The following is a 21305-nucleotide window of genomic DNA, read 5'->3' on the forward strand; positions in this document are numbered from 1 at the left end:
GCGCCGTCGTGGCTTGTCGCGCCCGCGCGGCGGCAGCCGCAAATCCAACACAGCCCCGCGCCCCTAACGGGGCGCTGCAGGACCCGGCGGAAACAAGAAAGGCCGGTCGGATGTTCCGACCGGCCTTTTCCCTACGTTTGTTGCCTTGGTCAGTCCGTGCCCAGCTCCATCGCCGCCCTGTCCAGCAGCGCGTCCTCCTCGGAGACCTCGCCGCGCGAGGCGATGACCTCGGCGCCGCCTTCCGAGAGTTCCGGCATGGTGCCGATGAGGCCCGTCGCCGCCGCCTGGGAGGCGCCGATGGTGGGGCTGCCGGTGCCGATGAGGCCGAGGACCGCGTACTGCTCCAGCTTGGCGCGGGAGTCGGCGATGTCGAGGTTGCGCATGGTCAGCTGGCCGATGCGGTCGACGGGGCCGAAGGCCGAGTCCTCGGTGCGCTCCATGGAGAGCTTGTCGGGGTGGTAGCTGAACGCCGGGCCCGTGGTGTCGAGGATCGAGTAGTCCTCGCCCCGGCGCAGGCGCAGGGTGACCTCGCCCGTGACCGCCGCGCCGACCCAGCGCTGGAGCGACTCGCGGATCATCAGCGCCTGCGGGTCCAGCCAGCGGCCCTCGTACATGAGCCGGCCGAGGCGACGGCCCTCGTTGTGGTACTGGGCGAGGGTGTCCTCGTTGTGGATCGCGTTGACGAGGCGCTCGTACGCGGCGTGCAGAAGGGCCATACCCGGCGCCTCGTAGATGCCGCGGCTCTTGGCCTCGATGATCCGGTTCTCGATCTGGTCGGACATGCCCAGGCCGTGGCGGCCGCCGATGGCGTTGGCCTCCAGGACCAGGTCCACGGCGGAGGCGAACTCCTTGCCGTTGATCGTGACCGGGCGGCCCTGCTCGAAGCCGATCGTCACGTCCTCGGTGGCGATCTCGACCGAGGGGTCCCAGAACTTGACGCCCATGATCGGCTCGACGGTCTCGAGGCCGGTGTCCAGGTGCTCCAGGGTCTTGGCCTCGTGGGTGGCGCCCCAGATGTTGGCGTCGGTGGAGTACGCCTTCTCCGTGGAGTCCCGGTACGGCAGCTGGTGGGCGACCAGCCACTCGGACATCTCCTTGCGGCCGCCGAGCTCGGTCACGAACGCCGCGTCCAGCCAGGGCTTGTAGATCCGCAGGTGCGGGTTGGCGAGCAGACCGTAGCGGTAGAACCGCTCGATGTCGTTGCCCTTGTACGTCGAGCCGTCGCCCCAGATCTGGACGTCGTCCTCGAGCATCGCCCGGACCAGCAGCGTGCCGGTGACGGCACGGCCGAGGGGGGTGGTGTTGAAGTACGCCCGACCGCCGGAGCGGATGTGGAACGCGCCGCAGGTGAGTGCGGCCAGGCCCTCCTCGACCAGCGCGGCGCGGCAGTCGACCAGGCGCGCGATCTCGGCGCCGTAGGTCTGGGCGCGGCCGGGCACCGAGGCGATGTCGGGCTCGTCGTACTGGCCGATGTCGGCGGTGTAGGTGCACGGGACGGCGCCCTTGTCACGCATCCACGCGACCGCGACGGAGGTGTCGAGGCCGCCCGAGAAGGCGATGCCGACGCGCTCGCCGGCGGGCAGGGAGGTGAGGACCTTGGACATAGGAAGATTATGCATCGGAACGCATGGTCATGCAAACCCCCATGATGAGTGGCGCCCGTCACTCTCCGGCGGTCAGGGTCGCCCGTTCGCAGACACAGTCGCCCTTCCGCCATCGATGCCGGACAGTCGTCGCCGGGCGACACTCGCCTTGTTTCCTTGCGGGGGCCTCGGCCTTCGGGTCGGGCGTGAATGCGGACCCCCGCGAAGCGCGGTAGGGCAGCCGTTACGCCTCTTGGGCGGAACGGCGTTCACCATTTTCAACCGCACGTCGCAAGTACCACAGAATCTGTCCGTGCCGAGAGCGCCCTTCACGCTCGGCCGCAGCCTTGATGGCTTCGTGCAAGTCGTCGGGGAGTCGAAGATTGAAGTTGACCATGCACCCATTATAGACCCATAGTGAACCCATGGCGAGGCTCCGTATGTACCCGACGAGCGGGCAGGCGAGTGTCATGCTCGAACATTGCGCGCACGCTCGGTACGTGTGGAACCTGGCGGTCGAGCAGCACGCACACTGGCAACCGGGCCGCAGGTCCGCGCCCGGTTTCGCGGGGCAGTGTCGCCAGCTCACCGAAGCCCGGCGGGACAACGAATGGCTCGGGGCCGGGAACGCGGATGTGCAGCAGCAGGCGCTGAAGGACTTCGCCAAGGCCAAGAACGCCAAGTTCGCGTCCGGCTTCGGCGAGCCGACCTGGCGCAGGAAGTTCAAGCACGAGGGTTTTCGGGTCATCGGCACCGACCGCGTGCCGGAGTTCGAGCCGGACGGCTCCCCGAAGGTGAACGCCAAGGGCAAGCAGGTGATGGGCCGGTCGGTGGTGGTACAGAAGCTCAATCGCCGGTGGGCTCAGGTGAAGGTGCCTGGCTGCGGCTGGGTACGCTTCCGCCTTACCCGTGCCGAACTGCCGACCGCGAAGACGTTCCGCGTCACTTTCCGCCACGGCCAGTGGCACATCGCCTTCGCCATCATCCCCGAGTCGATCGAGGCGCCCGACGTGGGCGAGGTCATCGGCATCGACCGGGGCGTGAAGATCACCGCGGCCCTGTCCGACGGCCGGAAACTGAACTGCCCGCAGCTCACGACTAAAGAACGCGCACAGATCCGCAAGCATCAGCGACGTGCCGCCCGCGCCCCCAAGGGCAGCGAACGCAAGACGGCCGAGTATGCCAAGGTCGCCAAGCTCAAGGCTCGCGAAGCCGCTCGGCGCAAGGACTGGTGCGAGAAGATCTCAACGATGCTCGCCCGTACCTGCGATCTCGTGCGCTTCGAGAAGCTGAACATCAAGAACATGACCGCCTCCGCGAAGGGGACGGCTGAGCAGCCCGGTAAGAAGGTCGCGCAGAAGGCCGGGCTCAACCGGGCGATCCTCGCCCAGGGATGGGGCCTGCTCCGGCAGCGCACCGGGCACAAGGCTCCCGGCCGCGTCGAGGACGTCCCCGCGCCCTTCACCTCCCTGCGGTGCTCCGCCTGCGGATGGATCGAGAAGAAGTCGCGCAAGAGCCAAGCCGACTTCGTCTGCGTGTCCTGCGGGTTCACCTGCAACGCCGATGAGAACGCAGCAACCAATGTCGCGGCAGGACAGGGTGGGTTTCCCCGCCCCCGGCGAACAGCCGGTGCCGGAGGGATGACAACGGCCATCGGCCGTTCGAGCGTCCGTGAACCTCAACCCACCTGGGCTGGAATCCCCCTCTTTTGATAAGGGGGAGGATGTCAATACACCAACAAGGGCAGCAACTTCACCGCGAAGGACGTCGACACCGTCTACTCCACCGGCAACACCAGCTACACGATCAACGGCCCGTTCTCGGGCGACCAGATCTGCGTCACCGTGCGCGCGGCCAACAAGTACGGCGCATCCGCCTGGGCGGAGACCTGGTGCGGCGAAGTGCCCTACTAGCAGTGCCTTACCGACCGTCCACCTTCAGCAGCAGCTTGCCCGTGCTCGACCGCGTCCCCATCAGCCGGTGCGCCTCCGCCGCCTCGGCCAGGCCGAACTCGGCGGTGACGGGGAGCGTGACGGTCCCGTCGGCGACCTTCGCGAAGGCCCGCTCGGTGAGTGCCCGCAGCTCGTCGGGCGCGGTCTGGGCGAGGGTGAGGATGGAGAAGCCGCCGACCGAGACACCCGACGGGTACAGCTCCGGCTGCCCCACGCTCCACGCCGCCGCCCCGCTCGCGTTGCCGAAGGAGACCAGGCGCCCGTAGACCGCGAGCGCGGCCAGGGAGGAGCGGAAGGTGTCGCCGCCGACCGGGTCCAGGGCGAGGTCGACCCCGCGCCCGCCGGTGGCCTCCCGCACCGGCGCCTCGAAGTCGCCGACGAAGACCTCGTCGTAGCCGTACTCCCGCGCGTACGCCGCCTTCGCCGCGCTGGACACCACGCCGAGCACCCTGCCACCGGCCGCCTTCGCCAGTTGGCCCACCACCGTGCCGATACCGCCCGCCGCGCCCTGCACCAGGACCGTCTCGCCGGGCTGGAGCCGGCCCACCGCGTGGATGAGCGCGTACGCCGTCGGCACGACCGTCGGGAGCGTCGCGGCCGTGCGCAGGTCGATGCCGGCCGGGAGCGGGAAGACGGTCGCCGCGTCCGCGACGGCCACGGCCGCGTAGCCGCCGCCCGCCGTCAGGGCCGTCACCTCCTGGCCGACGGTCAGGTCGCTCACGCCCTCGCCGACCGCCCGGACCCGCCCGGAGACCTCCAGTCCCGGGACGAACGGCAGCCCCGGCACCCGGTAGCCCGACTCCCGCGCCTTGAGGTCGGCGAAGTTGATCCCCGCGTACGCCACGTCGATGCTCACCTGCCCCGGGCCGGGCCCGGGGACCTCCGCCTCGACGGCCTTGAGGACCTCGGGACCGCCGTACTCCTGGATCTCTACCGCGCGCATGTCAGACCTCGCCCCAGTGGGTGTTCAATGAAAAGCGAACACTCGCGACTGTATGGTTTTCATCGAACACTCCGCAACCCGTGAGGGAGGCCCGCGTGGTACAGCGCACCGGCACCGGTCATCGCGCCGCCCCCGAGCACACCCACCCCGACGACGTGCCCGTCCTCACCGCGCTCGCGGCGCTCGCCGACCCCGTACGCGTGCAACTGGTACGGGAGTTGGCCGCCTCCGCAGACTGGTCGCGCAGCTGCGGCACCTTCGACGTGCCCGTCGGCAAGGCGGCCAAGAGCCATCACTTCGCGGTGCTGCGCGCGGCCGGGCTCGTGGAGCAGCGCGACGAGGGGCCCAAGCGGGTCAACCGGCTGCGGCGGGAGGAGTTCGACGCCCGGTTCCCGGGGCTGCTGGCGCTGGTTCTGCGCGAGGATGTCGTTTCCTGACCCGCTGTGAACCGTTTGACCCGCTCCGGCGTCACAGTGGCATGACGAACCTCAGGTGGATCGCGGCGGCCGTCGCCACTGCCGGTGTGGTGGTGGGGGCAGCCCTGTACATCGACGAGCTGGAGACCGGGCACACCGACGGCGGCCTGCTGGACGCCCCGCGGGAAAGCGCCTCGGTCAGGAAGGCGAGCGCCCCCGCCGAGGACCGGTGCGTCGGCACCCGCCCGGCGCCCCCGGACGCCGACCCCGAGGTGACCCCGCTGGACCGCACCCTCGCCCGCATCGACAAGCTGGCCGCGGGCGAGCACTCCGCCGTCTACACCGGCATGGGTGTCGACGAGGACAAGAACGCCGCCGACATCTGGCGCATCCCCTCCGGCGCCTTCGACACAGCCGTCTGCGACGCCGCCGAGAAGGGCGTGAAGCTACGGCTGCACTCCGCAGACGTCGACCGCAAGACCCTCGACGCCCTCGCCGACCGGATCAGCGAGGACATGAACCGCTGGGACGGCACCTTCCAGCTGCGTGAAGTCGGCGTCGACGAGCGGGGGTTCGTGCATGTGGGCGTCGACGACCCGAAGAAGGCCGAACCCCTCGTGGAGAAGGAGTTCGGCCCCCGGTACATCAAGGTGGAGCACGTAGGGCAGATTCACGCCGACGCAGGCTGATCCGCCCGCCGCAGTACCGCGTACAGCCCCGCGCTCACCGCGAACCCGACCAGGCACGTGATGTCACCGAACGACGGCCACTGCTCCGGCACCCAGCCGACGTACTTCTCCTGGTTGGAGAAGAGCGGCACGGACACCACGATGCCGGTCAACAGGGCGGCGATACCGGGCCAGTTGGCGAAGGTGCGGTCGGTGATCCTCGCGGCCAGCACCTCGTCCGGCATCCGCGCCTGCCGCCACCGCTCGACCAGCACCACCCCGAGCCACGGCCCCACCCAGTACGCGATCACCAGCAGGAACGCCTCGTAGGCGTGCCCCGCGTCCGAAAGCGACGCCCACGCCGCCGCCGTGCCGGCGAGACCGCACAGCACGACGATGGCGCTGCGGCCGAGCCACGGCGGGAGCTTCAGACCCAGCGAGGTGATCGACATGGCCGAGGAGTAGACGTTCAGGGCGTTCGCGGAGACCGCGCCCAGGATGATCGCCAGCAGCACCAAGTGGCTGAGCCAGCTCGGGAGATGGCCGGTGAAGGCGGCCGTGGGGGTGGCGCCCTCGGGGGCGACGAGCGTCGCCGAGGCCGCGCCGATCACCGACACGATCGCGATCGACACGAAGAGACCGACCGCCGGATACAGGACCGTCCGGAAGCGGTTCGCCGTGCGCGGGAGATAACGGGAGTAGTCCGAGGCGCCCGGGTTCCAGCCCGCCGCGTAACCCCAGGCCGTGCTGAACGCCAGCAGGAAGCCGCCGATGCCGCCGCCCGCGCCGGAGCCGCCCAGGTCGGCCTCCTTGAAGGTCCACACCCCGGCCAGCAGGAAGACCACCGCCAGGGCCGGGAAGGCGTACTTCTCGAAGGCGTGGACGAAGTTGTGGCCGATGAAACCGATCACGACCTCGGCCGCGACCACGATCAACAGCGAGGGGAGCGGCCGCAGATCCGTCAGCGTGTTCAGGGCGAAGGCCGCGCTCACACTGTTCACCGCGAACCAACCGACGCCCGCGACAAGGGCGTTGACCCCCGACGGCAGCAGATTCCCCCGATAACCGAAGGAGAAGCGGCCTATCGCCATCTGCGGAACACCGAACCGCGGACCGTCCAACGACAGGATCCCCTGCGTCAGCGCCCCCAGCGCCGTGCCCAGGAGCAGGGCCGCGGTCGCCTGCCAGAAGCTCAGGCCGAAGAAGAGGACCGAGATCACGCCGATGTAGACGGTCGCGAACTCGATGTTCGGAGAGGCCCACGTCCACAGCAGCTGGAGCGGGCTGCCGTGGCGCTCGGAGTCCGGGATCGGTTCCGAGCCGGCCGTCTCGACGGCGATGACCTTGTCACCGTATGCGGGGGCGATGGCCGTGGCGGAGCCGGCCGGAGCAGTCGTCATGCGAGCCAAGTGTCCGGTTCCCGACGGTCGCGGCCCAGAGGCGCACTGTCCGCTTCGGGAGCCTCACCGGCGTACAACCTGCACGCATCGACGGGACCGATGGGGGCATCGGCAGGACGCCCCACTGGCGCGTGGACCAGCACGGATGCCCGCTCGTAGCGTCAGGGACATGACCTCACAGAGCAAGGGCACAGAGACCAAGGGCATCGCCCAGCTGACGACCGCGATGGTGCTCTCCGGCACCCTCGGCGTCTTCGTCGTCGAGTCGGGCGCCTCGCCGTTCAACGTCGTCTTCTTCCGCGTCCTGTTCGGCGCCCTCGCGCTCGGCGGCTACGTCATCGCCCGCGGCTGGCTCCGCGACCACGGCTTCACCCCGCGCACCCTCGGACTCGCCGTCCTGGGAGGGGTGTTCATCGTCTTCAACTGGGTGTTCCTCTTCCAGTCGTACGAGAACACGTCGATCTCCGTCGCGACGGTGGTCTACCACACCCAGCCGTTCTACGTCGTGCTGCTGGGCGCCCTGCTCTTCCGTGAGCGGCTGACGGCCGCCAAGGTCGGCTGGATCGCCCTGGCCTTCGCGGGTCTGACCCTCGTGTCGGGCGTGACGCCAGGGGACTTCACCAGCGGCGGCACCTATCTCCTCGGCGTCGGACAGGCGTTGCTCGCCGCCCTCCTCTACGGGCTGTCCACCCTGGTCACCAAGCGCATCACCGGCGTCCGCCCCCACCTCATCGCCCTCGTCCAAGTCCTCGTCGGCATCCCGCTGCTGCTCCCCTTCGCCGACTTCGGCGCGATGGCCGGCACGGGCGCGGACTGGGGCTGGCTGGTCGGGCTCGGGTTCATCCACACGGGCGTCATGTACGTCCTGATGTACGCCGCCTACGCTCAGCTGCCGGTCTCGAAGATCGCCGTACTCGCCTTCGTCTACCCGGCGGTCGCGATGGTCATGGACTGGGCGGTGTACGGCCACCACATCGGCCTCGTGCAGGCGCTGGGCGTCCCGCTGATCGTGCTGGCGAGCCTCAAGGTGACGCTGGCCCGGAACCCCCGGGTCGTCACGACGACGTCTGCTCCCGCACCAGTCGCACCGCAGCCTCGATGAACAGTGTCAGATGGCGTGGCAGGCGCTTCCCCGCCCGCCACGCCACCTGCGTGTACAGCTGGAACGGCGGTTCCCACGGCAGCTCGACCAACGCCCCGGACGCCAGCTCCGCGCCCACCGTCACCCGGGGCAGCAGTGCGACGCCGAGACCGCCCGCCACACCCCGCTTGGTCGCCTCGATCGTGCCGAACTCCATGAAAGGCGGCGGGGATCCGGTGCGGTGCACGAGCTCGGACTCGAAGAGGTCGCGGTAGGGGCAGCCGGGTTCGGTGCCGACGAGCTGGACCTCGGTGAGGTCCTCGGTCTTGAGCGCGGGGGTCCTCATGGCGAGGGGATGGCCGGGCGCGGCGACCAGGACCAGCGGCTCCGGCGCGAGCACCCTGCTCTCCAGCCCCGCGTGCTCGGTCTCCGGCTCCATCAGGAAGCCCACGTCGTACGTGCCCTGCCGCAGCGCCTGCCGGGTCTCGTCGCCCAGCGTCGTGCGCAGGGAGAGCCGGACCTTCGGATGGCGGTGGTGGAAGAGCTCCAGGAGCGGCGGCAGCCGGTAGGAGGTCAGCGACTCCATCGTGCCGACGGCGAGCGTGCCCGAGGGTTCCTCCGCGTCGACGACCGCCGCGCGGGCCTCCTCGCTCAGCTCGATGATCTGCCGGGCGTACGGCAGCAGCCGCTCACCGGCCTCCGTCAGCCGGATGCGGCTGCCGAGCCGGTCGAAGAGCGGGGTGCCCAGGGAGTCCTCCAGGGCGCGGATCTGGCTGGTCACGCTGGACTGCGCGTAACTCAGCTCGGCCGCGGCCCGGGTGAAGCTCAGGACGGTCGCGACCTTCTCGAAGGTGACGAGCAGCCGCAGCTCCATCAGCTGTCCTTGGGGCCGTCCTCGCCGCGCTCCTTCTTCTCCTCGTTGAGGGACTTCAGGAAGTCGGGGTTGTCGTCGGGGGCGACCCACTGGCCGCGCCCGCCACGCTCCCGCACGCCGGACCAGCCCTCGGCCGCCGGGCTGCGCTTCTTGCCCGCGATCAGCCACGAGATCGAGCCGACGAGCGGGAACAGCAGCACGAGGATGGCCCACAGCGGCTTGGGCATGTGGCGGACGTCCTCCTCCTTCGTGCTGATGCAGTCGATGAACGTGTACACGCTCAGCGCCAGTGGGACGAGGAACATCAGCACCCGGAGCATGGGTCCTCTCCAGCGAAACGGTCGACGGGCCGGGGGTACGGCCCCCGGGTTCAGGCCCAGGGTAGCCGCTCGGGGATACTTGACCCCATGGCTTACGACGATCTTCGCTCGCTGCTCAGGGCCCTGGAGCGCGAGGGCGACCTCAAGCGCATCAAGGCCGAGGTGGATCCGTACTTGGAGGTCGGGGAGATCGTCGACCGGGTGCAGAAGTCCGGGGGGCCGGCGCTGCTCTTCGAGAACGTGAAGGGCTCCGCGATGCCCCTCGCGATGAACGTCTTCGGGACCGACCGCCGGCTGCTGAAGGCGCTGGGCCTGAAGTCGTACTCCGAGATCTCGGAGAAGATCGGCGGCCTGCTGCGGCCCGAGCTGCCGCACGGCTTCGTGGGGGTGCGCGAGGCCTTCGGGAAGCTCGGCGCGATGACGCATGTACCGCCGAAGAAGGTGAAGTCCGGGGACGCGCCGGTGCAGGAGGTCGTCCTCACCGGCGACGACGTCGACCTCGACCAGCTCCCCGCCCTCTTCACCTGGCCGCAGGACGGCGGCTCCTTCTTCAACCTCGGCCTGACCCACACCAAGGACCCCGAGTCCGGGATCCGCAACCTCGGTCTGTACCGGCTCCAGCGCCACGACAAGCGCACGATCGGCATGCACTGGCAGATCCACAAGGACAGCCGCAACCACTACCAGGTCGCGGCGAGGCGGGGCGAGCGCCTTCCGGTCGCGATCGCCTTCGGCTGCCCGCCGGCCGTGTCGTACGCCTCCACCGCGCCGCTCCCCGGCGACATCGACGAGTACCTCTTCGCCGGCTTCCTCGCGGGCAAGCGGATCGAGATGGTCGACTGCAAGACGGTGCCGCTCCAGGTGCCGGCGCAGGCGGAGGTCGTGATCGAGGGCTGGCTGGAGCCGGGGGAGATGCTGCCCGAGGGCCCCTTCGGCGACCACACGGGGTTCTACACCCCGCAGGAGCCGTTCCCGGCGCTGAAGATCGACTGCGTGACGATGCGGAAGCGGCCGCTGCTGCAGTCGATCGTGGTGGGCAGGCCCCCGACGGAGGACGGCCCGCTGGGCAAGGCGACGGAGCGCTTCTTCCTCCCCCTGCTGAAGATCATCGTCCCGGACATCGTGGACTACCACCTGCCCGAGGCGGGCGGCTTCCACAACTGCGCGATCGTCTCGATCGACAAGAAGTACCCCAAACACGCCCAGAAGGTGATGCACGCGATCTGGGGTGCCCACATGATGTCCCTCACCAAGCTGATCGTGGTGGTCGACTCCGACTGCGACGTCCACGACCTCCACGAGGTCGCGTGGCGCGCGCTCGGCAACACGGACTACGCGCGCGACCTCTCGGTCGTCGAGGGTCCCGTCGACCATCTCGACCACGCCTCCTACCAGCAGTTCTGGGGCGGCAAGGCGGGGATCGACGCGACGAAGAAGTGGCCCGAGGAGGGCTACACCCGTGACGGAGGCTGGCCCGACATGGTGTTGTCCGACCCGGAGACGGCGGCGACGGTCGACCGACGCTGGAAGGAATACGGACTTTGACTGCTTCCCTCCCTGAACGGGAGGGGATTCCTGGCTCAGGCCGCCTCCTGGAGCGGCGCTCCAGGAGGTCCTATGCCCTCGACACCAGCCGGGTTCAGACCAGCCCGGACGAGCATCACACGGGCGGAGTTCTTGTCCCTGGGGGATACGGCTCCGCACGCGGTGCAGGTGTAGGTACGTTCCGAAAGAGGAAGTGCGTGCTTGGTTCTCGCTCCGCACGACGCGCAATCCATGGTGGTGTGGGCAGGGTGCACCAGACGGACGTCCCGCCTGTGCTTACGGCCCATCTCCAGCAGGGCCTTCTTGGTAGTGCCGATCGCCGCGTCGGCGGCCTTGCGTGCCATGGTGGACTTGGCGAGGAACTTCGGCCGGAAGTCCTCCACAGCGATAGCGTCGTGGTCGGTCACGACGCGTTTGGCCCACTTACGGGCGGCGTCCTGCCGCCGGCGGGCGATCTTCTCGTACGTCTTGGCCCGCAGTTTCTTCGCCGCCCGATAGCCCTTCGAAGCCGACTGTCCCTTGGTGGGCTTGCGGCGGGCCATCATCCGGTCGTACCGGGTCAGCCTCGACTTGGCCTTCCTGCCATGCTCGGCGTGCGGGAGGTCGTGGGCGTCACTGGTCGTGGTCGCCGTCTCGCGCACGCCCCAGTCCACGCCAATCACTGCGCCGGTGGCAGGGAGCAGTTGGACTTCCGCGGGAACGACGAACGAGGCGTACCAGTGCCCGAGACTGTCCCGGTATACACGCACGCTCGATGGGTCGGCGGGCAAGTCCCGCGACCGTACGACGGTCAGGATGATGCCGCCCGCGAGGTGCAGGCGCCCGTCCTTCAGGCGGAATCCGCGCCGTGTGTGGTTGAGGGTGGGGTCGGCCTCGCGCTTCCTCTTGTGCTTCGGCATACCGGCCCGCTGTTGTTGCGGCAGGCGATCCTTGATGTCTTTCAGCGCCTTGGCCCGGGATTTGCCAAAGTCGCGGATGAGCTGCTGCTGTGGCACCGAGTTGCCCTCGGCCAACCACGATGCGGCGCCTCGGGCCTCGGTCAGCATCTTGTCCAACCGGGCTGGGCCGCACTTCTCCCCGTCGCGGTGGGCTTTCTTGGAGCGGGCGACGCACTCGTTCCAGATCCACCGGCAGCGGTCCCACTCGGTCAGAAGCGCCGAGCGGGCGGTCGACGAAACGCGCAGCCGGTAGACGTACCGGGCGTGCCCGGCGCCTTCCACCGCTCGTGGTGTCGTCATGACACCACGCTACCACTAGCATGCGGAGCGTGACTGATGAAGTGCGTATCACGCTCAGGCTTCCCGTTGACCTTCACGCTTGGCTGGTTGCCCAGGCCAAGTCCGCCCGCCGGTCCCTCAACTCAGAGATCGTGTACCGCTTGGACGACGAGCGCCGTGCTACCCCGTCAGATGGCGAGTCGCCATGACAGCAATTCACCTTTCCACGCCCTGCGACGCAGGGGTCTGATTCCTCTCCGGTCTGAAGGCCGGGGCATTCTCGGAGGTTCTCAGTGAGTTCCGCATCTGCCGCGATCCCGCAGCCGGGACGCACGAAGGCCTTCCTGCGCCTGGTGATGATCGAGCACTCGGTCTTCGCGCTGCCCTTCGCGTATATCGCCGCGCTCACCGCGATGTTCCAGTGGGACAAGAACATCCACTGGGGGCGGCTGCTGCTGGTGACGATCTGCATGGTGGGTCTGCGGACGTTCGCGATGGCGGTGAACCGGATCATCGACCGCGAGATCGATGCCCGTAACCCTCGGACGGCGCATCGTGAGCTGGTGACTGGCGCGATGTCCGTGAAGCACGCCTGGGCGGGCGCGCTGGTCGCGGTAGTGATCTTCCTGGGCTCGGCGGCGTTGCTGAACCCCCTCTGCCTGGCCCTGGCCCCCGTCGCGGTCATCCCGATGGTGGTCTACCCCTACGGCAAACGCTTCACGAACTTCCCCCAGGCCATCCTGGGCCTCGCCCAGGCCATGGGCCCGGTCGGCGGCTGGCTGGCCATCACCGGCGAGTGGTCCTGGGACGCGGTCATCCTCGGCCTCGCCGTCGGCATCTGGATCGGCGGCTTCGACCTGATCTACGCCTGCCAGGACGTCGAGACGGACCGCGAGGTCGGCGTCATGTCCGTCCCGGCCCGCTTCGGCATCCCAGCGGCGATCTGGGGCGCCCGGGTGTGCCACGCCCTGACGATGGGGCTCCTGGTCTGGTACGCGGTGGCCACGGACGCGGGTGGTTTCTTCTGGGTGGGCCTGATGATCGTCGCGGCGGCGTTCGTGTACGAGCACAACATCGTCCGCCCACATGATCTGTCCCGCCTGAACAGGGCGTTCTTCTCGACCAACGGGTTCATCGGCATCAGCCTCTTCGTGTGCGCGCTCCTCGACCTGTTGGTGCGGGGGCTCACGGTTTAGCCCGCTCGGGCGACCCCGGTCCGCGGGGTCCGTTGGCGTTGCCTCGCTACGCTGCTGGAGCGTGTCCCCGCCGCAGCGGGGGTGAGCCGAGGGCGATTCCCATGAATCCGTTCACGCTCAAGTGCTCCCCGCTCGTGCGGGGTTCTGGTCGGGCGGCCGGCTGACGTGGATCGGCCACCCGACCGAGTCACCGGAGAACGAGAGCGCCTGGCTCCCTGGGCTCGTCGAGGTCGTCTCCCAAGGCAGCCGCCTCTTCGACTACGAGGTCAAGCCCCGCTGGTACGCCTCGCGAGGCAGCGTCGACTACGTGATCCTCGACCCCCTCAAGGGCCATGCCGTCACCATGACCGAGGCCGCGACACCATCCCGTACGGCCCCGATCTGACCGTCGACTCGCCGCTCGGCAAGCTGGTGATCCCCACCGCTCGCCTCCCGATCGACCGGAAGGCCGCCCTCAGGTCTGAACCACTCCGCTTCCCACCCGGCGGCGGAACACGAACGCCGCCGCCACCCCCGCGACCAGACCCAGCAGGTGTCCCTGCCAGCTGACGCCCGTCTGGGTGGGCGCGAGGCCCATCAGGATCGAGCTGCCCCACACGGCTCCGACCAGCAGACCGGCCAGGACGCCGAGCAGCCGTCGCTCCACGAAACCGCTGACCAGCAGGAAGCCGAAGAGGCCGAAGATCAGGCCCGAGGCGCCGGCGGTGTTGGTGCGGTCGGGGGCTATGAGCCAGACGCCCAGCCCGTCGGCCACGATGACCAGCGCGCAGACCGCGAGGAAGCGGCGGATGCCGCCGAGGGCCGCGAGGAAGCCCATGACCAGCAGCGGGACGGTGTTCGCCGCCACGTGGGCCCAGCCGAAGTGGATGAACGAGGCCGGGACCACGTCGATCAGTTCCGAGGGTTCGCGCGGCACGATGCCGAAGTCGTCCAGCGCGTGGCCGCTCACCACGTCCACCACTTCCAGCAGCCACAGCAGCGCGACCCAGCCCAGCATCAGCTTGGCCGCGGTCCGCGCTCGGTCGCCTCGCGACTGCTCCAGCCCGGTACCGGACATGGCAACCCCCATTCCCCTCCGGAGAACGGCCGGACCCCCTTGGCCGGTTCCCACCCTGCGACGCCGGATAGGCTCGGGGGCGTGAACCCAGTCAAGCCAGGAGAGACACGGCGTACGCCTTGGATCGTAGGGGTGTCCGGCGCTTCCGGCACCCCGTATGCCGCGTCCGTGCTGCGCGCGCTCCTCGATGCCGGCGAGAGCGTCGACCTGGTCGTCAGCCGGGCCTCGCGGCTCACGCTGCTGGACGAGACGGGGATCTCCTTCAGGGACGCGCACTGGCAGGACGACCTGCGGGAATGGCTGGCCAGGGGGGCCGATGGCAAGCCGGGCAGCTTTGCCATCGGCGCTGACATCGAGCGGGTGCGGTACTGGGCCGCCGGGGACCTGGCCGCGGGGCCGTCCTCGGGGTCGTATCCCGTCAAAGGGATGCTGATCGTGCCCGCCTCGACCGCCTGTGTCGCCGGTGTCGCCCTCGGGCTCTCCAAGGACCTGCTGCAGCGTGCGGCGAGCGTGACCCTCAAGGAGGGGCGCAAGCTGGTGGTAGCCGTTCGGGAGACCCCGTTGAACGGTCAGACGCTCCGGCACCTGGTGAGCCTGGACGACGCGGGCGCCACCGTGGTGCCTGCCTCGCCCGCCTTCTACGCGGGGGCGACGCACATTCAGGACCTGGTGGACTTCGTCGCCGGACGGGTCCTCGACGCGGCGGGCGTCGAGCACCGGCTCTACCGCCGCTGGAAGGGCGAACTCGGCGGCGGAACCCACACGACGTGAACGCCGTCTGAGCAAGTCGCAGCAGGTCAGTAGTACCTCTCATCACTTCGGGAACTCTTCAGTGGAAGGCTTCGATCGCATGGACGCGGTGGACAGGCAGCTCATCCAGGCCCTGAGGGAGAACGGCCGGGCCTCCTACGCGGAGTTGGGGCGCCTCGTCGGTCTGTCGGGACCCAGCGTCACCGACCGCATCAACCGGCTGGAGGCGGCCGGCGTCATCACCGGTTACCGCGCCACCGTCGACTCCGCCTCGCTCGGCCTCGGCGTCACCGCGCTGATCGGCATCTCCCTCTCCGACGCCGTCGACCACGAGGACGTGGCCCGGCGGCTCAAGGACCTCGGTGAGATCGAGGACTGCTGGTTCATCGCCGGCGACGACTCGTACATGCTCAAGGTGCGGGCCGCCGATGTCGACGGCCTGGAGAAGACCATCCGGCGGCTCAGCGGCACGCAGGGTGTCTCGCGGACCCGTACCACCATCGTGCTCTCCACGAAGTGGGAGAACCGGGTCGGAGAGCTTCCCGAAGAGGCGTAGACGTACGGTTGGACAGGTCGTCGTAGAAAGGTTGTGGCATGGACGTCGGGCTCAGGCGCGAGCTGGAGGAGAAGGTACGGGCGGGCGTTCGCCTGACCCGCGAGGACGGCATCGCGCTCTACGAGTCGGACGACCTGGCCTGGCTGGGCGGACTCGCGCACGAGGTGCGGACGCGGAAGAACGGCGACGTCGTCCACTTCAACGTCAACCGCCATCTCAACATGACCAACGTGTGCACGGCGTCCTGCGCCTACTGCTCCTTCCAGCGCAAGCCGGGCGAGAAGGACGCGTACACGATGCGCATCGAGGAGGCGGTGAAGCTCGCCAAGGCGATGGAGGGCGAGAACCTCACCGAGCTCCACATCGTCAACGGCCTGCACCCGAACCTGCCGTGGCGCTACTACCCGCGGTCCCTGCGGGAGCTGAAGGCCGCGCTGCCGAACGTCTCGCTGAAGGCCTTCACGGCGACCGAGATCCACCACTTCGAGACGATCAGCGGGCTGTCGGCGTCGGAGATCCTGGACGAGCTCATCGACGCCGGTCTGGAGTCCCTCACCGGCGGTGGCGCGGAGATCTTCGACTGGGAGGTCCGCCAGCACATCGTGGACCACCGGACACACTGGGAGGACTGGTCGCGCATCCACCGCCTGGCGCACGAGAAGGGGCTCAAGACCCCGTCCACCATGCTCTACGGCCACATCGAGGAGCCGAAGCACCGGGTGGACCACGTCCTGCGTCTGCGTGAGCTCCAGGACGAGACCGGCGGCTTCCAGGTCTTCATCCCGCTGCGCTACCAGCACGACTTCGTCGACGTGAAGGACGGCAAGGTCCGCAACCGCCTCCAGGCACGCACGCAGATGGCGACCGGCGCGGAGGCCCTGAAGACCTTCGCGGTCTCCCGTCTGCTCTTCGACAACGTCCCGCACGTCAAGGTCTTCTGGGTCATGCACGGCGTCCAGACCGCCCAGCTGGCCCTCCAGCACGGTGCGGACGACATGGACGGTTCGGTCGTCGAGTACAAGATCACCCACGACGCGGACAACTACGGCACGCCGAACAAGCTGACGCGTGAGGATCTCCTGGACCTGATCCGGGACGCCGGGTTCCGGCCGGTGGAGCGGAACACGCGCTACGAGATCATCCGGGAGTACGAGGGTGCGGACCCGGCGCGCAGGGAGTCGCCGCAGCCGATGCGGGTGTGAGGGCGCCGTATTCGACTGCGGGTGCGCGGGGGCTGGTCGCGCAGTTCCCCGCGCCCCTGAGTCGGTACAGCTGATCGAGCTTCGACTGTTCCCACCCCAGGGGCGCGGCCGCATTCGGCATGAGTCCGATCGTCCCCCGACGGGTACCCGGCCCTCATGGTGTCCGAGGACAAATACACCGCCGAGCCCTTCCTCCCTGAGAACCCGGAGAAGGCGATGCTCAGCGCCCTGCGCCGGGCGGCAGCCGACTGCCAAGGCTGCCCCCTGCACCGGGACGCCACCCAGGTCGTCTTCGGCGAGGGCACCGCGGATGCCCGAGTCATGCTCGTGGGCGAACAACCCGGCGACCAGGAGGATCTCCAGGGCAGGCCCTTCGTCGGCCCCGCCGGGAAACTCCTGGACCGGGCCCTCGCGGAGGCCGGTATCGACCCGGCGGACGCGTAGGTCACCAACGCCGTGAAGCACTTCAAGTTCACGCGGACCGAGCCCCGCAAGCGGCGTATCCACAAGGCCCCCACGCTCCGTGAGATGACCGCCTGCGGCCCGTGGCTGGAAGCCGAACTGAGCCTTGTGGAACCGGAGTTGATCGTGGCTCTCGGCGCCACCGCGGGCAAGGCGCTGCTCGGTTCGTCGTTCCGGGTCACGCAGGAGCGCGGGGCCGTTCTGGAGCGGGAGATCCACGGCCGCGAGGAGCGACTGGTCGCCACCGTGCACCCCTCCTCCGTCCTGCGGTCCGAGGACCGTGAGGCCGCCTACCAGGGGCTCGTCTCCGATCTGCGGGTGGCGGCCCGCGCTCTGGGGTGATCGGGCGCCGTTTTAGACTCGTGGCCCATGGAGCTCACGTACCGCCTGGACCCCGGCCTCACCCCCGACCTCCTCGACGAGCTGACCCACCTGTGGGTGGCCGTGAACAACACGGGTGGGGCGGTCGGATTCATCGGTACGACGACGTATGACGACGTACGTCCGGACGTGGAGCGTTACGCCGAGTCGACCGCGGCGGGACGCCACCGTCTTCTGGCCGGGTTCGACCCGGAGGGCCGGCTGCGGGCGACCGCCTTCTTCGGCTTCAACACGCACCGCCTGCAGAACCACTACGCCTGGCTCTACACGGTCATGATCGACCCGGCCGTCCAGGGCGGCGGCCACGGCCGGTCCCTGCTGGCGGAGGTCGAGACGCATGCCCGTGGGTTCGGCCTGGAGGCGCTGAAGCTGACCTGCCGGGGCGGCCTCGGTCTCGAACGGTTCTACGCGTCCGCCGGTTACAAGGAGGTCGGCCGGGTGCCGGGCGGGCTGCGGGTGTCCGCGGACGACTACCGGGACGACATCATGATGTGGCTCCCGCTGACCTGACACCCCCTGCAAGATCGGGTACCGGGCGTGCTTCACTGGAAGGCACCCTTTGGGAACTTTCAGTCGGAACGGAAGAGTGGATTGAGATGCTCCGCTACACACTGATGCGCCTCGGGATCTTCGTGGGCTGCCTCGTGGTCGTCTGGGGCCTCGTCTACGCCGGTGTCGCCCCGCGCGGCCTCGGCGACTCCAACGGCATGTGGATCGTCCTGCTCTCCCTGGTGATCTCCGCGCCCATCAGCTTCGTGGCCCTCCGCAAGGAGCGCGACCGGGCCTCCGTCCAGATCGTCGAGAAGGTCGACCGCGCCAAGGCGAACCTGGAAGCCAACCGCAACCAGGAGGACGTAGCCGACGACACGGCGCGTGCGCAGGGACAGACGACTTAGTCTTGCCCCTATGGGTGCAGTGAAGACCAAGCGGATGCCGCGCGCGGTCCGTGAACAGCAGATGCTGGACGCTGCCGTGGAGACCTTCGGGCGGCGTGGGTACATGGCCGCCTCGATGGATGAGATCGCCGAACTCGCGGGTGTCTCCAAGCCGTTGGTCTACCTGTACCTGAACTCCAAGGAAGACCTCTTCACCGCCTGCATCCGCCGGGAGGCGCTCGCGCTGACCGAGGCGGTGCGCTCCGGGGTCCGTACCGACCAGCCCGCGGACCGCCAACTCTGGGACGGGCTGCTGGCGTTCTTCACGCACACCGGGCAGAAGCCGGACGCCTGGTCCGTGCTGCACCTCCAGGCCCGTACGCACGGCGAACCCTTCGCCGCCGAGGTCGCCGCGATGCGCGAGGAGATCGTCGCGTTCGTGACGCAGCTGATCGTCGTCGCCGCGCGGGAGGCCCACCGCGATCCCGACCTGCCCGAACGCGAGGTCGCCGGGCTCGCCGAGGCCCTCGTCGGCGCCGCCGAGTCCCTCGCCGCGTGGGCCAACACCACCCCCGGCGTCACCGCCAAACAGGCGGCGGCGACGCTGATGAACTTCGCGTGGGCCGGGCTGGGGAACCTGATGGAGGGCCGGCCCTGGGCCCGTCAGGGCGTCAGCGGATAGACGCTTCCGGTGACGTGGAGCCGGTCTCCACCACCCCGCAGCTCGAACCGCTCGCCCTCCGCCGCGTAGGTCACCGCCCCCGGCAGCAGCACCGGCGCCCTGAACTCCGCCCGCACCAACGCCGCTTGGGGCACACCGTGCGCGGCGAGGCACCGGGCCACCGTCCACATGCCGTGCGCGATGGCCCGCGGGAAGCCGAAGAGGCGGGCGGTGAGCGGGTGGAGGTGGATGGGATTGCGGTCACCGGACGCGGAGGCGTAACGCCGGCCGACATCCCCGGCGAGCCGCCACTCGGCGACCGAGGGGAGCGAAGCACCCTTCTCGGCAGGGGCGGCACCTCCGCCGGACGTCGAGCCGTGCCGCGCCAGATATGTACTCCGCGACCCCCATACGACATCGTCGCCGACCCGCACCTCGGTGACGACCCCCGCCTCCGTGCCGCGCCGATGCGGCGCCAACCCGTCGACGTACACGGTGAGTTCGTGTTCCGCGGTGGCGGCGAGGGCCCGGTGCTGGGTGATCGCGATCGACGTGTGGACGAGACCGAGCAGCGGCAGCGGGAAGTCCCGCGCGCTCATCAGCCGCATGGCCAGCGGAAAGCCGAGCACATGCGGATACGTCACCGGCAGCGCGTCGTCGCCGGTGGCGAACCCGCACACCCGCTCGTACGCCGCCAGCCGTGCCAGGTCCACCCGCAGCGCGGGCAGGAGCAGCCGGGTGCGCGGGAACTCGGCGTCTGGGCGGGGCCGCTTGACGGCGGAGAGCAGGGCACCGCGGGCGAACAGGGGCGCGAGCGCGGGGGACCGGGTGAGGACGACGGTCACTACGCCCCCAACAGACTCTGGCCGCAGACCCGTACGACCTGCCCGTTCACCGCACCCGACGCCGGATGCGCGAGCCACGCGGTCGTCTCGGCGACATCGACGGGCAGCCCGCCCTGGGCGAGGGAGTTCATCCGGCGGCCCGCCTCCCGGATGAGGAGCGGCACGGCGGCGGTCATCTTCGTCTCGATGAATCCGGGCGCGACGGCGTTCACGGTCACCCCGTGCTCGGCGAGGGCGCGGGGGGCGAGCGACCGCACCAGACCGACGATTCCCGCCTTGCTTGCGCCGTAGTTGGTCTGCCCCGCGTTCCCGGCGAGCCCGGCGATGGAGGCGGTGGCGACGATCCGGCCGTTGGGCTTGAAAGTCCCGGCGGCCAGCAGCGCGTCCGTCGTACGCAGCACACTCGCGAGGTTCACGTCGAGGACCGAACTCCAGCGGTCCGCAGGCATGTTGACCAGGCGGCGGTCCCGGGTGATCCCGGCGTTGTGGATCAACACATCGAGTCCGTCGGGGAGTTCGGCGGCGATCCGCTCACCCGCGTCGGCGGCGGTGATGTCGAGCGCCAGGGACCTGCCCCCGAGCCTCTCCGCGAGCTTCCGCGCGTCCTCCTCGGCCTGCGGTACGTCCAGTACGACGACCTGGGCCCCGTCCCTGGCCAGCGTCTCGGCGACCGCCGCGCCGATGCCGCGGGCGGCGCCGGTGATGAGGGCGGTGCGGTCGGCGAGGGGCTGGTCCCGGTCGACGGTCACCTCCGGAGCCGTCCCCGTCACCTCGATGACCTGACCGCTGACGTAGGCGGACTTGGGGGAGAGGAGGAAGCGCAGGGTGGACTCGGCGGCGTCCCGGTCGGTGAGCCGTACGAGGTTCACGGTCCTGCCCCGCCCGATCTCCTTGCCGAGCGAGCGCGTGAAGCCCTCCAGAGCCTGCTGGACGGCGGCCTGGTGATGGTCGGCGGGGTCGAGGGGCGCACCGAGCACGACGATGCGGCCGCTCGCGGCGACCGACCGCACCACGGGGTGGAGGGCCGCGTGGACGTCGGCGAGGCCGTCGACGTCCCGTACGCCGGTGGCGTCGAGGACGACGGCGGAGGGGCTGCCGGCAGGTGCGGGGGCGGGCTTGCCCGCGGTGAGGTGGAGGACCTCGCCCCCTGCGAGCCCGGGCTGCTCCGGCGACCAGCGGCGCAGCGCCGAGGGCTGCGGCAGCCCGAGTCTGCGGGTCAGGAAGCGGCCGGGCGCGGTGCCGGTGAAGCTCAGATAACGGTCGGCCATTGCCGTCTCCCCACTCGGTCCCACCTCTTATCAGTCTTCTTACTCTGGAGTAA

General features: G+C 69.5%; 24 protein-coding genes and 1 pseudogene. 15 read left to right on the top strand and 10 right to left on the bottom strand.

Annotation, left to right across the window (positions count from 1 at the left end):
- Nucleotides 1-149: 149 nt before the first annotated feature.
- Both argG and OHU89_RS28585 read right to left on the bottom strand, forming a co-directional pair.
- On the bottom strand, nucleotides 150-1604 hold the full coding sequence (argG, locus tag OHU89_RS28580; RefSeq protein ID WP_266889170.1) for an argininosuccinate synthase: 1455 nt from the start codon (nucleotides 1602-1604) through the stop codon (nucleotides 150-152).
- Nucleotides 1605-1827: 223 nt separating this feature from the next.
- A complete protein-coding gene (locus OHU89_RS28585; RefSeq protein WP_405646999.1) occupies nucleotides 1828-2055 on the bottom strand; it encodes an Arc family DNA-binding protein in 228 nt (75 codons plus the stop codon).
- Here OHU89_RS28585 and OHU89_RS28590 point away from each other — a divergent pair.
- Nucleotides 2009-3295, top strand: a complete 1287-nt coding sequence (locus OHU89_RS28590; RefSeq protein ID WP_405647001.1) for an RNA-guided endonuclease InsQ/TnpB family protein — start codon at nucleotides 2009-2011, stop codon at nucleotides 3293-3295. The two genes, OHU89_RS28585 and OHU89_RS28590, sit on opposite strands and share 47 nt — an antisense overlap.
- A 208-nt stretch (nucleotides 3296-3503) precedes the next feature.
- Here the strand turns inward: OHU89_RS28590 and OHU89_RS28595 are convergent, their stop codons facing one another.
- Nucleotides 3504-4478 carry a zinc-binding alcohol dehydrogenase family protein gene (locus tag OHU89_RS28595; RefSeq protein WP_405647003.1) on the bottom strand — a complete coding sequence of 325 codons (975 nt, stop codon included), beginning with the start codon at nucleotides 4476-4478 and terminating at the stop codon, nucleotides 3504-3506.
- 95 nt (nucleotides 4479-4573) lie between these two features.
- Here OHU89_RS28595 and OHU89_RS28600 point away from each other — a divergent pair, with 95 nt between their 5' ends.
- Complete coding sequence (locus OHU89_RS28600) at nucleotides 4574-4915, top strand: ArsR/SmtB family transcription factor (protein WP_405647005.1); 342 nt, start codon at nucleotides 4574-4576, stop codon at nucleotides 4913-4915.
- 41 nt (nucleotides 4916-4956) lie between these two features.
- The gene (locus OHU89_RS28605) at nucleotides 4957-5583 is read left to right on the top strand and encodes a hypothetical protein (RefSeq protein ID WP_405647007.1); all 627 of its coding nucleotides are present in this window, start codon (nucleotides 4957-4959) and stop codon (nucleotides 5581-5583) included.
- Here OHU89_RS28605 and OHU89_RS28610 read toward each other — a convergent pair.
- Nucleotides 5565-6962, bottom strand: coding sequence for a purine-cytosine permease family protein (locus tag OHU89_RS28610; protein ID WP_405647008.1), 1398 nt, complete (start codon nucleotides 6960-6962; stop codon nucleotides 5565-5567). The genes OHU89_RS28605 and OHU89_RS28610 overlap by 19 nt on opposite strands.
- A 169-nt stretch (nucleotides 6963-7131) precedes the next feature.
- Between OHU89_RS28610 and OHU89_RS28615 the strand changes: the two genes are divergently transcribed.
- Nucleotides 7132-8064: a DMT family transporter gene (locus OHU89_RS28615; RefSeq protein ID WP_405647010.1), complete on the top strand. Its 933-nt coding sequence runs from the start codon at nucleotides 7132-7134 to the stop codon at nucleotides 8062-8064.
- Here OHU89_RS28615 and OHU89_RS28620 read toward each other — a convergent pair.
- Both OHU89_RS28620 and OHU89_RS28625 read right to left on the bottom strand, forming a co-directional pair.
- On the bottom strand, nucleotides 8018-8917 hold the full coding sequence (locus tag OHU89_RS28620; RefSeq protein ID WP_405647012.1) for a LysR family transcriptional regulator: 900 nt from the start codon (nucleotides 8915-8917) through the stop codon (nucleotides 8018-8020). The two genes, OHU89_RS28615 and OHU89_RS28620, sit on opposite strands and share 47 nt — an antisense overlap.
- Entirely contained in the window at nucleotides 8917-9237 is a 321-nt protein-coding gene (locus OHU89_RS28625) for a PLD nuclease N-terminal domain-containing protein (protein ID WP_266889159.1), read from the bottom strand. Before OHU89_RS28625 ends, OHU89_RS28620 begins: the two co-directional genes overlap by 1 nt.
- A gap of 87 nt (nucleotides 9238-9324) precedes the next feature.
- Between OHU89_RS28625 and OHU89_RS28630 the strand changes: the two genes are divergently transcribed.
- Entirely contained in the window at nucleotides 9325-10782 is a 1458-nt protein-coding gene (locus tag OHU89_RS28630; RefSeq protein ID WP_405647015.1) for a menaquinone biosynthesis decarboxylase, read from the top strand.
- Nucleotides 10783-10817: 35 nt separating this feature from the next.
- On the opposite strand, the gene OHU89_RS28635 is transcribed toward OHU89_RS28630, so the two are convergent.
- Complete coding sequence (locus OHU89_RS28635; protein ID WP_405647017.1) at nucleotides 10818-12020, bottom strand: RNA-guided endonuclease InsQ/TnpB family protein; 1203 nt, start codon at nucleotides 12018-12020, stop codon at nucleotides 10818-10820.
- A gap of 20 nt (nucleotides 12021-12040) precedes the next feature.
- Here OHU89_RS28635 and OHU89_RS28640 point away from each other — a divergent pair, with 20 nt between their 5' ends.
- From OHU89_RS28640 to OHU89_RS28650, 3 genes are all read left to right on the top strand, one after another.
- On the top strand, nucleotides 12041-12208 hold the full coding sequence (locus tag OHU89_RS28640) for an Arc family DNA-binding protein (protein WP_405647019.1): 168 nt from the start codon (nucleotides 12041-12043) through the stop codon (nucleotides 12206-12208).
- Between the two features lie 84 nt (nucleotides 12209-12292).
- Entirely contained in the window at nucleotides 12293-13195 is a 903-nt protein-coding gene (mqnP, locus tag OHU89_RS28645; protein WP_405647022.1) for a menaquinone biosynthesis prenyltransferase MqnP, read from the top strand.
- Between the two features lie 121 nt (nucleotides 13196-13316).
- Entirely contained in the window at nucleotides 13317-13580 is a 264-nt protein-coding gene (locus OHU89_RS28650) for a hypothetical protein (RefSeq protein ID WP_405647025.1), read from the top strand.
- 69 nt (nucleotides 13581-13649) lie between these two features.
- Here the strand turns inward: OHU89_RS28650 and OHU89_RS28655 are convergent, their stop codons facing one another.
- Complete coding sequence (locus tag OHU89_RS28655; RefSeq protein WP_405647027.1) at nucleotides 13650-14252, bottom strand: rhomboid family intramembrane serine protease; 603 nt, start codon at nucleotides 14250-14252, stop codon at nucleotides 13650-13652.
- Nucleotides 14253-14333: 81 nt separating this feature from the next.
- Here OHU89_RS28655 and OHU89_RS28660 point away from each other — a divergent pair, with 81 nt between their 5' ends.
- The 7 genes and pseudogenes from OHU89_RS28660 to OHU89_RS28690 all read left to right on the top strand — a co-directional run bounded on the left by OHU89_RS28660 (nucleotide 14334) and on the right by OHU89_RS28690 (nucleotide 19160).
- A complete protein-coding gene (locus OHU89_RS28660) occupies nucleotides 14334-15023 on the top strand; it encodes a UbiX family flavin prenyltransferase (RefSeq protein WP_405647029.1) in 690 nt (229 codons plus the stop codon).
- A 79-nt stretch (nucleotides 15024-15102) separates the two neighbouring features.
- Nucleotides 15103-15558: an Lrp/AsnC family transcriptional regulator gene (locus OHU89_RS28665; protein WP_266889154.1), complete on the top strand. Its 456-nt coding sequence runs from the start codon at nucleotides 15103-15105 to the stop codon at nucleotides 15556-15558.
- A 38-nt stretch (nucleotides 15559-15596) separates the two neighbouring features.
- Nucleotides 15597-16760 (top strand): aminofutalosine synthase MqnE, encoded by a 1164-nt coding sequence (mqnE, locus tag OHU89_RS28670; protein WP_266889153.1) that lies wholly within the window; start codon nucleotides 15597-15599, stop codon nucleotides 16758-16760.
- A 156-nt stretch (nucleotides 16761-16916) separates the two neighbouring features.
- Nucleotides 16917-17564, top strand: a pseudogene (locus tag OHU89_RS28675) (UdgX family uracil-DNA binding protein).
- Nucleotides 17565-17591: 27 nt separating this feature from the next.
- Complete coding sequence (locus OHU89_RS28680) at nucleotides 17592-18113, top strand: GNAT family N-acetyltransferase (protein ID WP_405647032.1); 522 nt, start codon at nucleotides 17592-17594, stop codon at nucleotides 18111-18113.
- An 86-nt stretch (nucleotides 18114-18199) separates the two neighbouring features.
- Nucleotides 18200-18499, top strand: a complete 300-nt coding sequence (locus OHU89_RS28685; protein ID WP_405647034.1) for a DUF4229 domain-containing protein — start codon at nucleotides 18200-18202, stop codon at nucleotides 18497-18499.
- A gap of 10 nt (nucleotides 18500-18509) precedes the next feature.
- Nucleotides 18510-19160, top strand: a complete 651-nt coding sequence (locus tag OHU89_RS28690) for a TetR/AcrR family transcriptional regulator (RefSeq protein WP_365393972.1) — start codon at nucleotides 18510-18512, stop codon at nucleotides 19158-19160.
- Here the strand turns inward: OHU89_RS28690 and OHU89_RS28695 are convergent.
- Together OHU89_RS28695 and OHU89_RS28700 are read right to left on the bottom strand one after the other, a co-directional pair.
- Nucleotides 19142-19984: a MaoC family dehydratase gene (locus tag OHU89_RS28695; RefSeq protein WP_405647036.1), complete on the bottom strand. Its 843-nt coding sequence runs from the start codon at nucleotides 19982-19984 to the stop codon at nucleotides 19142-19144. The genes OHU89_RS28690 and OHU89_RS28695 overlap by 19 nt on opposite strands.
- A complete protein-coding gene (locus OHU89_RS28700; protein WP_405647038.1) occupies nucleotides 19984-21252 on the bottom strand; it encodes a 3-oxoacyl-ACP reductase in 1269 nt (422 codons plus the stop codon). The genes OHU89_RS28695 and OHU89_RS28700 overlap by 1 nt, the downstream gene beginning before the upstream one ends.
- Between the last annotated feature and the right edge of the window lie 53 nt (nucleotides 21253-21305).

The sequence above is a fragment of the Streptomyces sp. NBC_00019 genome (assembly GCF_045041015.1).
In the GTDB taxonomy this organism is placed as follows: Bacteria; Actinomycetota; Actinomycetes; order Streptomycetales; family Streptomycetaceae; genus Streptomyces.